The sequence below is a fragment of the Limimaricola litoreus genome, from assembly GCF_024159025.1.
Classification (GTDB): domain Bacteria; phylum Pseudomonadota; class Alphaproteobacteria; order Rhodobacterales; family Rhodobacteraceae; genus Limimaricola; species Limimaricola litoreus.
In genome coordinates this window covers 1-11,005 of sequence record NZ_JAMYXC010000195.1, presented here as the reverse complement: position 1 = coordinate 11,005, position 11,005 = coordinate 1, and the positions used below count along the sequence as shown (strand labels likewise).

Annotated in this window: 10 protein-coding genes and 1 pseudogene; 4 read left to right on the top strand and 7 right to left on the bottom strand. The window is 68.2% G+C overall.

The window, feature by feature from the left end; all coding sequences use genetic code 11:
• Together NHG85_RS12630 and NHG85_RS12625 are read left to right on the top strand one after the other, a co-directional pair.
• Positions 1 to 459: pseudogene (locus NHG85_RS12630) on the top strand (D-alanyl-D-alanine carboxypeptidase); the annotation flags it as partial.
• Between the two features lie 124 nt (positions 460 to 583).
• The gene (locus NHG85_RS12625; RefSeq protein WP_253332889.1) at positions 584 to 1,273 is read left to right on the top strand and encodes a fumarylacetoacetate hydrolase family protein; all 690 of its coding nucleotides are present in this window, start codon (positions 584 to 586) and stop codon (positions 1,271 to 1,273) included.
• Positions 1,274 to 1,424: 151 nt separating this feature from the next.
• Here the strand turns inward: NHG85_RS12625 and NHG85_RS12620 are convergent, their stop codons facing one another.
• From NHG85_RS12620 to NHG85_RS12600, 5 genes are all read right to left on the bottom strand, one after another.
• The gene (locus NHG85_RS12620; protein WP_253332887.1) at positions 1,425 to 3,008 is read right to left on the bottom strand and encodes an ABC transporter ATP-binding protein; all 1,584 of its coding nucleotides are present in this window, start codon (positions 3,006 to 3,008) and stop codon (positions 1,425 to 1,427) included.
• Entirely contained in the window at positions 3,005 to 4,129 is a 1,125-nt protein-coding gene (locus tag NHG85_RS12615; protein ID WP_253332885.1) for an ABC transporter permease, read from the bottom strand. Before NHG85_RS12615 ends, NHG85_RS12620 begins: the two co-directional genes overlap by 4 nt.
• Positions 4,130 to 5,203, bottom strand: coding sequence for a microcin C ABC transporter permease YejB (locus tag NHG85_RS12610; RefSeq protein WP_253332883.1), 1,074 nt, complete (start codon positions 5,201 to 5,203; stop codon positions 4,130 to 4,132).
• A gap of 18 nt (positions 5,204 to 5,221) precedes the next feature.
• Positions 5,222 to 7,150, bottom strand: a complete 1,929-nt coding sequence (locus NHG85_RS12605) for an extracellular solute-binding protein (RefSeq protein WP_253332881.1) — start codon at positions 7,148 to 7,150, stop codon at positions 5,222 to 5,224.
• A 163-nt stretch (positions 7,151 to 7,313) separates the two neighbouring features.
• Positions 7,314 to 7,835 (bottom strand): c-type cytochrome, encoded by a 522-nt coding sequence (locus NHG85_RS12600; RefSeq protein ID WP_253332879.1) that lies wholly within the window; start codon positions 7,833 to 7,835, stop codon positions 7,314 to 7,316.
• Positions 7,836 to 7,954: 119 nt separating this feature from the next.
• Here NHG85_RS12600 and NHG85_RS12595 point away from each other — a divergent pair, with 119 nt between their 5' ends.
• Positions 7,955 to 8,806, top strand: a complete 852-nt coding sequence (locus tag NHG85_RS12595) for a prephenate dehydratase (RefSeq protein ID WP_253332877.1) — start codon at positions 7,955 to 7,957, stop codon at positions 8,804 to 8,806.
• 25 nt (positions 8,807 to 8,831) lie between these two features.
• On the opposite strand, the gene NHG85_RS12590 is transcribed toward NHG85_RS12595, so the two are convergent.
• Together NHG85_RS12590 and nudC are read right to left on the bottom strand one after the other, a co-directional pair.
• The gene (locus NHG85_RS12590) at positions 8,832 to 9,308 is read right to left on the bottom strand and encodes a hypothetical protein (RefSeq protein ID WP_253332875.1); all 477 of its coding nucleotides are present in this window, start codon (positions 9,306 to 9,308) and stop codon (positions 8,832 to 8,834) included.
• Positions 9,309 to 9,369: 61 nt separating this feature from the next.
• On the bottom strand, positions 9,370 to 10,320 hold the full coding sequence (gene nudC / locus NHG85_RS12585; RefSeq protein WP_253332873.1) for an NAD(+) diphosphatase: 951 nt from the start codon (positions 10,318 to 10,320) through the stop codon (positions 9,370 to 9,372).
• Between the two features lie 162 nt (positions 10,321 to 10,482).
• On the opposite strand from nudC, the gene NHG85_RS12580 reads away from it, so the two are divergent.
• Positions 10,483 to 11,005 (top strand): metallophosphoesterase (locus tag NHG85_RS12580; RefSeq protein WP_253332871.1); only part of this gene is annotated, 523 nt, incomplete at its 3' end.

The window sequence follows — 11,005 nt, the reverse complement described above, 5'->3', positions numbered from 1 at the left end:
CAGGAGGTCCCGGCCCGCGTTGCCGTCGCCGCCCCCGTCATCGCGCACGACGACATGGCACCCGAGACGGCCGAGATCTTTGCCGAGGCCGGGATCGCGCCCGAGACCACACCGCAACCACGCCCGACCGAGCGGATCATGACCGCCGCCGCCATCGCGCCGGTCGACGCCTCGCGCATGCAGGCGGTGCCGGAGGTCGTCACCCGCGTCTCGACCTCGGGCGGCCGGCTCTGGGGCATCAACGTCGGGCGCTACAACAGCCGCAACGCCGCCGAGCGGGTGCTGATCCAGACCGCGCTCAACGAGCCGGGCGCGCTCGACGGCGCGCTGCGCCGGGTGACCCAGCGCTCGGGCGGCTTCGACGCCAACTTCATGGGGCTGACCAACGAATCCGCCGATCTCGCCTGTCGCAGGCTGCAGGCGCGCGGCGCGATGTGTTTCATGATCGGGCCGTCCTGAGCCTTTTCCTCCCGGGCTCTGCACGACCCTTTTGCCGCCGCGATCTCCTCCCGGATCGCGGCGGCGTCTTGTCTTCGGGGCGGCGGGCGCGTCTCATGCGCGGATCTTGAACCGGAGCCCCCGCATGACCCGTCTCGCCGTCACCCCCCCTGCCCTGCCCCGCTTCGCCACGACCGACGCGGAGGTCGAGGTCGGGCTGCACCGGATCTTCTGCGTCGGGCGCAACTATGCCGCCCATGCCCGCGAGATGGGCAATGACGAGCGCGAGCCGCCCTTCTTCTTCACCAAGCCCGCCTGCGCCGCCGTCGCCTCGGGCGCGGTGCTGCCCTATCCCCGCGCCACCGCCAACCTGCATCACGAGGCGGAGCTGGTGGCGCTGATCGGCAAGGGCGGCGTCGACATCCCCGAGGCGGAGGCGCTCGATCATGTCTGGGGCTACGCCGCGGGCAACGACCTGACCCGGCGCGATCTGCAGGCCGAGGCCAAGGAAATGCGCCGCCCCTGGGACATGGCCAAGGGGTTCGACGCCTCGGCGGTCCTCGGCCCGTTCCACCCCGCCGCCGAGGTCGGTCACCCCGCGAAGGGCCGTATCACCGCGCGTCTGAACGGCACCCTGCGCCAGGACGGCGATCTGGCCGACATGATCTGGAGCGTGGCCGAGATCATCTCGCACCTGTCGCGCCTGGTGACGCTGCACCCGGGTGACCTGATCATGACCGGCACGCCCGAAGGCGTGGGCTCGGTCGCGCCGGGGCAGGAATGCGTCGTGGCGATCGAGGGTCTGGGCGAGGCGCGGTTCAGCTATCAAGACTGAGCCGCGCGGCCTCTCTCCCGGCGCGGTGCGGCCTGCCGCCGTCGGGATGTGCGTATTTTCGGAAAGATGAACCATGGGGGCGCGCCCTACGGTTCATCTTTCTTCAAATACGCATGGCGCCCGGCCTCCGCCGGGCGGCCGGCTTCGAAGGTCAGAACGCCGCGGCCATCAGTTCGCGGGTGTAGTCGGTGCGCGGCGCGTCGAAGATCTCTTCCGCCGGGCCCGCTTCGACCACGTCGCCGTTCTTCATCACCATCACCTTGTGGCTGAGCGCGCGCACGACCTTGAGGTCGTGGCTGATGAAGACATAGGCGAGGCTGTACTTACGCTGCAGCGCACGCAGCAGGTCGACGATCTGCACCTGCACCGTCATGTCGAGCGCCGAGGTCGGCTCATCGAGCACGATCAGACGCGGCCGCAGGATCAGCGCGCGGGCGATGGCGATGCGCTGGCGCTGCCCGCCCGAGAACTCGTGCGGGTAGCGGTCCATCGCCACCGGATCGAGCCCGACCTCGCGCATGATCTCGGCCACCATCTCGCGCTTGTCGCGCCCCTGTTCGACGCCGTGGACGCCCAAGCCCTCGGAAATGATCTGCTGCACGGTCATGCGCGGGGAGAGCGAGCCGAAGGGGTCCTGGAACACGATCTGGATCTCGGAGCGCAGGGGCCGCATCCGGCGCTCGTTCAGCGCCTGGATCTCGCGCCCGTCGAAGAGGATGCGCCCCTCGGAGCCGATCAGCTTGACCATGGCCAGCGCCAGCGTCGTCTTGCCAGACCCGCTTTCGCCGACGATGCCGACCGTCTCGCCCGCGCGCACCGAAAGCGTCGCGTCGTTGACGGCCTTCACATGGCCCACCGTGCGCTTGAGAAGCCCGCGCTGGATCGGAAACCAGATCTTGAGATGCTCGGTTTCGGCCACCACCGGGGCGGCCTCCGGCACCGGTTCGGGCAGGCCGGTCGATTCGGCCTCCAGCAGCATCCGGGTATAGGGGTGGCGCGGATTGGCGAAGAGTTCCGCCGTCGCCCCCTGCTCGACGATCTCGCCATCCTTCATCACGCAGACCCGGTCGGCAATGCGGCGGACGATGCCGAGGTCATGGGTGATGAACAGCATCGACAGGCCGGTGTCGCGCTTGAGCTCGGCCAGAAGCTCGAGGATCTGCGCTTGGATCGTCACGTCGAGCGCGGTGGTCGGCTCGTCGGCGATCAAAAGCTCGGGGTTGTTGGCCAGCGCCATGGCGATCATCACGCGCTGCCGCTGCCCACCCGAAAGCTGGTGCGGATAGGCGTCGAGCCGGCTTTCGGGATCGCGGATGCCGACGCGGGTCAGAAGCTCGAGGATGCGGGCGCGCACCGCCGTGCCGCGCAGGCCTTGATGCAGCTCGATCGATTCCGACAGCTGCCGCTCCAGCGTGTGCAGCGGGTTGAGCGAGGTCATCGGCTCCTGGAAGATGAATGAGATGTCGTTGCCGCGCACGCGCCTGAGTTCGACCTCCGGTGCGCCGACCATCTCGCGGCCCTCGTAGCGCACCGAGCCTTCGAGCTGCGCCGTCTCGCCCAGAAGCTGCACGGTCGAGAGCGCGGTGACGGATTTGCCCGATCCGCTCTCGCCCACCAGCGCCACCGTCTCGCCGCGCGCCACGGTGAAGGAGACGCCGCGCACCGCCGGGATCAGCGCGCCGTCCTGACGGAAGCTCACGCGCAGCTCCGAGACATCGAGGATCGTGTCGCTCATGAAAAGGTCTTTCTGGGATCGAAGGCATCGCGCACGCCCTCGAAGATGAACACCAGAAGCGACAGCATGATCGCGAAGGTGAAGAAGGCGGTGAAGCCGAGCCATGGCGCCTGCAGGTTCTGCTTGGCCTGCAGCGTCAGCTCGCCAAGGCTGGGGGCCGAGGACGGCAGGCCGAAGCCGAGGAAATCGAGCGCGGCCAGCGTGCCGATCGCCCCGGTGACGAGGAAGGGCAGCATGGTCACGGTCGCGATCATGGCATTGGGCAGCATGTGGCGGAACATGATGGTGGTGTCCGAGACCCCCAGCGCGCGGGCGGCGCGGATGTATTCGAAATTGCGCGCGCGCAGGAACTCGGCCCGCACCACGCCCACCAGTGCGGGCCAGCCGAACAGCACGGTGAGGAAAACAAGCAGCCAGAAACTTCGCCCCAATATCGCGAAGACGATGATGATCACGTAGAGCGAGGGCGTGCCGGTCCAGATCTCGATGATCCGCTGGAAGATGAGATCGGTCCAGCCGCCGAAATAGCCCTGAACCGCGCCGGCCACGATGCCGATCAGCGAGGAGGCCAGCGTGACGATGATCGCGAAGACCACCGAAAGCCGGAAGCCGTAGATGACGCGGGCCACGACGTCGCGCTTGGTGTCGTCGGTGCCGAGCCAGTTGGTCTCGGAGGGCGGCGCAGGCGCGACGCCGGGCACGTCGACGATGGTGTCGTAGGAATAGGGGATCGGCGGCCAGAGCAGCCAGCCCTTCTCGAACTCGGCCGGATCGCTCGCGGTGAGCGGCAGCGCCCCGCCCGCCTCGGCCGCCGCCATGATCTCGCCAGGCGCGTCGAAGCAGTCGGTGAGCCCGCCGGTGACGATCAGGCATTGCACCTCGGGGTCCGAATAGGCGGCCTCGGTCGGAAAATCGCCGCCGAAATCCTGCTCGGAATAAAAGCTCACGATCGGGCTGCGGATCTCGCCGCGATAGCTCACCAGAAGCGGTCGGTCGTTGGCCAGAAGCTCGGCGAAGAGGCTCAGCCCGAACAGCACCGAGAAGATGACCAGCGACCACAGCGCCCGGCGGTTGCGCTTGAAATTGCGCCAGCGGCGCGCGTTGAGCGGCGACAGCGCCATTCAGCCTCTCCGTTCGAAGTCGATGCGCGGATCGATCAGCACATATGTGAGGTCGGTCACGATGCCGACGATCAGCCCCAGGAGCGAGAAGGCGAACAGCGTGCCGAACACCACCGGGTAATCGCGCGCCACCGTCGCCTCGAACCCCAGCCGCCCCAGACCGTCGAGCGAGAACAGCGTCTCGATGATCAGGGAGCCGCCGAAGAACACGCCGATGAACAGCGCCGGAAAGCCCGAGATGACGATCAGCATGGCGTTGCGGAACACGTGGCCATAGAGCACGCGGCGCTCGGTCAGCCCCTTGGCCCGCGCGGTCATCACGTATTGCTTCTTGATCTCGTCGAGGAAGGAATTCTTGGTCAGCAGCGTCAGCGTCGCAAAGGCCGAGATGGTCGAGGCGAGCACCGGCAGCGCGATGTGCCACAGGTAGTCGAGCGCCTTGCCGATGAGGCTCAGGCTCTCCCAATTGTCCGATGTCAGCCCGCGCAGCGGAAAGATCCGCCAGTAGGAGCCGCCCGCAAAGAGCACGATCAAGAGGATCGCGAAGAGAAAGCCGGGGATCGCATAGCCCACGATGATGGCGCCGGAGGTCCATGTATCAAAAGAGGAGCCGTCGCGCACCGCCTTGCGGATGCCCAGCGGGATCGAGATCAGATAGGCCAGAAGCGTCGACCAGAGCCCCAGCGTGATCGAGACCGGCATCTTTTCGAGCACGAGATCGACCACGGAGATCGAGCGGAAGTAGCTCTCTCCGAAATCGAAGCGCATGTAGTTCCACATCATGGTGAGGAAGCGTTCGAGGGGCGGCTTGTCGAAGCCGAACTCGCGCTCCAGCTCGGCGATGAACTCGGGCGGCAGGCCGCGCGCGCCGATGTAGTCGCTGTCGCCACCCTGGCTCACCTCGCTGCCGCCGCCGGCGATGCCCTCGAACACGTCGCCGCCGCCCTCCATCTGGGCGATGATCTGCTCGATCGGCCCGCCGGGCACGAACTGCACGAGGGCGAAGTTGATGACCATGATCCCGAACAGCGTCGGGATCACGAGCAGCAGTCGTCTGAGGATATAGGCGCCCATGCGGTCGGAAGCTCTCCCTTATCGCAGCGCGCCTTCGGCGCGCAGCTTTTCTGCGGCTTCGGCGTCGTACCACCAGAAGTCCATTTCGCCCAGAGCCAGTGGCGGCATGTCCTCGGGGTGGCGGTACTGGTCGTAATAGGCGACCGTGTGGACGTCCTTGTACCATTGCGGCACCCAGATCATCTCGGCGCGCAGCACCCGGTCGAGCGCATGGGTCGCGGTGGTCAGCTCTTCGAGCGAGCCCGCGTCGATCACCATCTTCACCAGCCGGTCCACCGCCGCGCTGCGCAGCCGCATCAGGTTGCGCGAGCTGTCGTCGGCGGTCTTGGAGGCGTACCACTGCTCCAGCCCGACGCCCGGCTCGAAGCCCATGGAGAATGTGTGGTTGACGAGGTCGAAGTCACCGGAACGGGTGCGCTCCACGTATTGCGAGGTGTCGACCCGCTCCAGCACGCCGCGCACGCCCAGCCGCGCGAGGTTTTCGATGAAGGGGTTCACGATGCGGTCGAACTGCGGGCTGCGCTGCAGGAAGACCAGTTCGAGCACCTCGCCGTCCTTGCGCCGCAGGCCGTCGTCGCCGACGCTCCAGCCCGCCTCCTCCAGAAGCCGACCGGCCTCGCGGTAGGTGCTGCGCGCGGGCGTGTTGGTCGCGGCGTCGAGCACCGGCGCGCGGCGGGTCTCCTCGGTCAGGATGCTCTCCTCCAGAAGTCCCTCCTCGACCAGCGGCGCGAGCAGCGCGCGCTCGGCCTCCGACGGCGTGCCGGTGGCCTCCAGATCGGAGTTCTCCCAAAAGCTCTCGACCCGCTCGTAGAGCCCGTAGAACAGCGACTCGTTGGACCATTCGAAGTTGAACATCATGCCGATGGCCTCGCGCACGCGCGCATCCTGCCATGTCGGATCGTCAAGGTTGAAGACGAAGGCCTGCGCGCCGGCGATGGTGCCGTCGGGAATCTCCTCGGTCACGACCCAGCCCTTCTGGATCGCCGGAAAGTCGTAGCCCGTGGCCCAGTCCTTGGAGGAGTTCTCGATGCGGAAGGTGTATTCGCCCGATTTGAAGCCCTCGAAGGCCGCGGCGCTGTCGGCGAAATACTCGACCCGGATGCTGTCGAAGTTGTTGCGGCCGATGTTGAGCGGGTGATCGGCGCCCCAGAAATTCTCGTTGCGGCCATAGACCACGCGGCGGTTGATGTCGAACTCCTTCAGCTCGTAGGGGCCGGTGCCGAGAAACGGCTCTTGCGTGCTCTCGTCGATGCGCGCGCCGGTCTTCTCGAACCAGTCCCTGGAGAAGGCCGGGGTGAGGCCCGCAAAGCCGATCACGTCGCGGCGCGGCGCCTCTTGGGTGAAGGTGAACTTGATGCGATGCGGGCCGAGCACCTCGACGCTTTCGTAGAAGCCCTCGACCACCTTGCGGTATTCGCTGATGCCCTGCTCGAGGAACAGCTCATTGGTGAATTTCAGATCCTCGGCCGTCATCGGCGTGCCGTCGGCAAAGGTCACGTCGTCGCGCAGGTTGAAGATCACCCAGTCGCGGCTCTCGGGATATTCGAGCGTGGTGCACAGATAGCAGTAGAGCCCGTAGGGATCATCGGCCACCGAAGTCATGATCCGCTCATGCGGCAGCGAGTTGAGCGCGGCGGCGACGCCCTGGCGCGAATAGGAGTTGAAGCTGTCGAAGGTGCCCATCGTCCATTCGCTGATCTCGCCGCCCTTGGGGGCATCGGGATTGACGTAATCGAGATGCTCCATGTCGGGGCCGTATTTCAGCGCGCCGAAATTGGTGTAGCCGTGGCTCTTTATCACCTCTTCCCCGGTGTCCGCCGCCTCCTGCGCCCCGGCTGGCAGCGCCGCCAGCAGCGCGCCCAGGCTCAGCGCGGCGCCCGCGATCCACGAACAAGGCCCGTTGGGCTGGGCTGTGACGGCGCGGGCGGGGCGGCTTGTGGGTCGCATGGTGCACTCCTTCGGCAGAACGGCCTGAAGGCGAGGCTAGCGGCGCAAGCGGCTGACGTTCAAGGCGAGATTGCGTGAGCGGCACCTGTCCGCCGCATCATCCCATGCGAAAAGGGCCGCCCCCGGGGGACGGCCCTTCATCGGAAAACCCAGCCCGGGCGGCTCAGCCGCCGATGGTTTCGAGATAGGCGATGAGGTTGGCGCGGTCCTCGGCATCCTTCAGACCGTTGTAGGTCATCTTGGTGCCCGGCGCGTAGTCGCGCGGCGCCGCGAGGAAACCGTCGAGGTTCTCGGGGCTCCAGACATCGGCCACGGCCTTGAGCGCGCCCGAGTAGCTGTAGCCCGGATAGGCGCCGACCTCGCGGCCGACCACGCCGTGCAGCGAGGGGCCGGTGCCGTTCACGCCCTCTTCGAGCGCGTGGCAGGAGCGGCAGTTGCGCCACACGCCTTCGCCGGCGGATGCATCGGCCGAGGCGTAAATCTCCTCGAAGGGCACCGCCTCTTCCTCGGGGGCGGCATCGCCGCTTTCCTCGACGGGAATGGAATAGGCCTGCGCGACCTCGCCGTGACCGCCGCCGTGGCCTCCGCCATAGATGATGTCGGCGGCCCAGCCACCAAGGAGGAAGACCAGCAGCGTGCCGCAAAGGCCGCCAACGACCTTGGTCAGGGTCATCGTGTCGAACATGTCGCGTTCCATTCCGTTCGGCGTTTCGCGGCTATGTATCCGCTTCCCGCGCGATGTTGCAAGGTGTAGAGCCGCGACGAAATGCCCTTTGGGGAACGCCTGTCGAGGGAGGGCACCGCATGGCCGGTCGTATCGCATTTCAGGGGGAGCTCGGGGCTTACGGCCACCAGGCTTGCGCCGAGGCGCGCCCGGGCTTCGAGCCCATGCCCTGCACCACATTCGAGGACGCGATCGAGGCGGTGCGCCGCGGCGACGCCGAGCTGGGCATGATCGCGGTCGAGAACTCGACCTATGGCCGCGTGGCCGACGTGCATCACCTGCTGCCCGAAAGCGGGCTGCACATCGTGGGCGAGGCCTTCGTGCGGGTGCATATCAACCTGCTGGGCGTGAAGGGCGCGCGGCTCGATCAGGTCGAGACCGCGACCAGCCACACGGTCCTGCTGGGCCAGTGCCGCGGCTTCATGCGCGAACATTCGATCACGCCGCACACCGGCGTCGACACCGCCGGATCGGCCCGCGCCATCGCCGAACAGAACGATCCGCGCCACGCGGCCCTGGCCTCGGAGATCGCGGCCGAGATCTACGGGCTCGACGTGCTGGCGCGTCACATCGAGGATCACGCGCGCAACACCACGCGGTTTCTCGTCATGGCGCGCGAGCCTGATCTGAAGCGGCGCGGCGATGCGGGGATGATGACCAGCTTCGTGTTTCGCGTGCGCAACATTCCCGCCGCGCTCTACAAGGCGATGGGCGGCTTTGCCACCAACGGCGTCAACATGACCAAGCTCGAAAGCTACATGGTCGGCGGGCAGTTCACCGCGACGCAGTTCTATGCCGAGATCGAGGGCCACCCCGACGACCGCAACGTCCAGCTCGCCTTCGACGAGCTGGATTACTTCACCGACAGCATCAAGCTGATGGGCGTGTTTCCCGCCGCCCCGCGCCGGCACGAGCCCGCGCCGCGCGGCTGAGGGCGGGAGGTGACCCCGCGCGGGGTCACCCGGCCGAACGACGCTTCCAGCGGGCCTCGAGCTCCTGGCCATAGCCCTCGAAACGCCCCTGCAAACGCGCCTCGATGCGGGGGCGGAACAGCTTGATCGACTGCATGACGAGCCGCCCCGTCATGTTCACGGACCTGAGCTTCGCCCGCGCGGAAAGCTGCGACTGATGCGGCTCGACCGGATCGGCGCTGACCTCGATGCCGATCTCGATGCCGGCGACCTGCGCCACGACGCGGTAGCTTTCCGGCGGCGCATGATCGGCGAGATCGACGACCACCTCGCGCCCGCCGAGGACCGGGATCGAGCCCGGCAGATCGACCTTCCAGCCCTTGCGCGCCCCGGCCGTATCCTCACGCCCGCGCACCTCGATGCCGCGCCGCATCGCCTGCCGCTCGAAGGCGGTGAAATCGCTGGCCTGCGCGAAGACGAAGTCGCGCGGCGCGGCGACCTGCTGCTGGGACGAAAATTCCATGGGCCTGCCTCGCTTTGCCTCGGGGGAGAGCGCGTGGCGCTCCGCGGCCCCGGTTCTCGCGTCAATCGAGCCGGCCCGCAAGCCAGTTCCACAGCAGGTGCCGCGCGATCGAGCCCATGATCGGCGCGGCGATGCGCGCGTTCTCGCCCGCGAAGATCCGCGCCATCTCCTGGCGCGGCACCCAGTGCGCCGCCGCGATCTCGGCCGGATCGGGCCGCAGCACGGGGCGCGCGCGCCCCAGCGCCTCGGCGCGGCAGCCCAGCATCAGGGAGGCCGGAAAGGGCCAGGGCTGGCTTGCCACGTAGCGCACCGGCCCGACCGCGACGCCCACCTCCTCGGCCACCTCGCGCCGCACCGCCGCCTCCACCGTCTCGCCGGGCTCCACGAAGCCCGCCAGCACCGAATGCATGGTCTCGGGCCAGGCCGGGGCGCGGCCCAGGAGCACCGCGTCGCCATGCGTCACCAGCATGATCACCACCGGATCGGTGCGCGGGAAATGCGGCGTGCCGCAGGCCGCGCAATCGCGCCGCCAGCCGGCCTCGGCCATGCGGCTCGGCGCGCCGCAGCGCGCACAGAAGCGGTGCGCCGCGTGCCAGTTGAGCACCGCGCGCGCCATCGCCGCCAGCTCGGAATCGCGTGACCCCAGCCCCGCCATCGCCCCGCGCAGCTCGACAAAGCGCCCTGCCGCGATGCGCGGATCGGCCACGGCCTCCGCCGGGTCCGGCCGTTCCGGCGCCCCGGCCCAGTCGGAGACGGGCCGGGCAAAGAGCCCCGCGCCCGAGGCCTCGCGCCCCAGGAGCACCGGCGGCTCATCGGCCCCATCGAATGCCGCATGCCCCGCGGGCAACGCCGCGAGCCGCCCCTGCGCGATCAGAAGCCTGCCGCGCCACAGCGGCAGCACCCGCGCATCCTCTCGCGCCAAGAGCTCCGCCACGGCCTGCGAATCAGGCCGGATCTCGGCCACGCGATCGAGCCCGCCGCCGCCGAAAGTGATGTCGTCCAAGGGCCCCATACCTGCTCGCCTCCCCGATCTGGCCGCAGTGACGCTGCGGCGCGGCCCACAGTGCGCAGCGTCGCGTCCTTGTAAAGCTAGGCAGGGCACGGCGTGCAACCTAGGGGTTTTCGATCAGTCGAGGACGGCAACCTCCGTCATCGAAGGTCGAAAGGACGATTCATGCATGTCGGCACGGGGGCGGTAGCGCGCGATGGGGGCGATTTGGTCCATCTGCGGCTGATCTGCACGACGGATCTGCACGGCCACGTGCTACCCTGGGACTACCTCGCCGGACGGCGCGACCCCGGCGTCGGCCTGGCCCGGCTGGCGCCGCTGATCCGAGCGCATCGCCGCCGCGGCAACACGCTGTTGTTCGACAATGGCGATTTCCTGCACGGCAACCCGATGGCCGATGCCGAGACAGAGCGCCTCGCCCGGGGCGGCACCGGCTCGCCTGCCGGGCCGCATGCCATGGTCGCGGCGATGAACGCGCTGGGCTATGACGCGGGCACGCTGGGCAATCACGAGTTCGACCGGGGCCTGCCTCTGCTGCGGCGCGCGCTGCGCGGGCTCGACCACCCCGTGACCAGCTGCAACCTCACGCTCGCGCCGGGGACGGGGGCGCCTCTGATAATCGACCTCGCCGGCATAGCGCTCGTCATCGCTGCCGCGGGCGTTGGAAACGGCGAGCCAGGCGAGGCCC

Coding starts and splice junctions, on each gene's coding strand:
- NHG85_RS12615 (WP_253332885.1), bottom strand. CDS start 4,129: ATGGCGCTGTCGCCGCTCAACGCGCGCCGCTGGCGCAATTTCAAGCGC.
- NHG85_RS12595 (WP_253332877.1), top strand. CDS start 7,955: ATGGCCGGTCGTATCGCATTTCAGGGGGAGCTCGGGGCTTACGGCCAC.
- NHG85_RS12605 (WP_253332881.1), bottom strand. CDS start 7,150: ATGCGACCCACAAGCCGCCCCGCCCGCGCCGTCACAGCCCAGCCCAAC.
- NHG85_RS12620 (WP_253332887.1), bottom strand. CDS start 3,008: ATGAGCGACACGATCCTCGATGTCTCGGAGCTGCGCGTGAGCTTCCGT.
- NHG85_RS12590 (WP_253332875.1), bottom strand. CDS start 9,308: ATGGAATTTTCGTCCCAGCAGCAGGTCGCCGCGCCGCGCGACTTCGTC.
- NHG85_RS12625 (WP_253332889.1), top strand. CDS start 584: ATGACCCGTCTCGCCGTCACCCCCCCTGCCCTGCCCCGCTTCGCCACG.
- NHG85_RS12600 (WP_253332879.1), bottom strand. CDS start 7,835: ATGTTCGACACGATGACCCTGACCAAGGTCGTTGGCGGCCTTTGCGGC.
- nudC (WP_253332873.1), bottom strand. CDS start 10,320: ATGGGGCCCTTGGACGACATCACTTTCGGCGGCGGCGGGCTCGATCGC.
- NHG85_RS12610 (WP_253332883.1), bottom strand. CDS start 5,203: ATGGGCGCCTATATCCTCAGACGACTGCTGCTCGTGATCCCGACGCTG.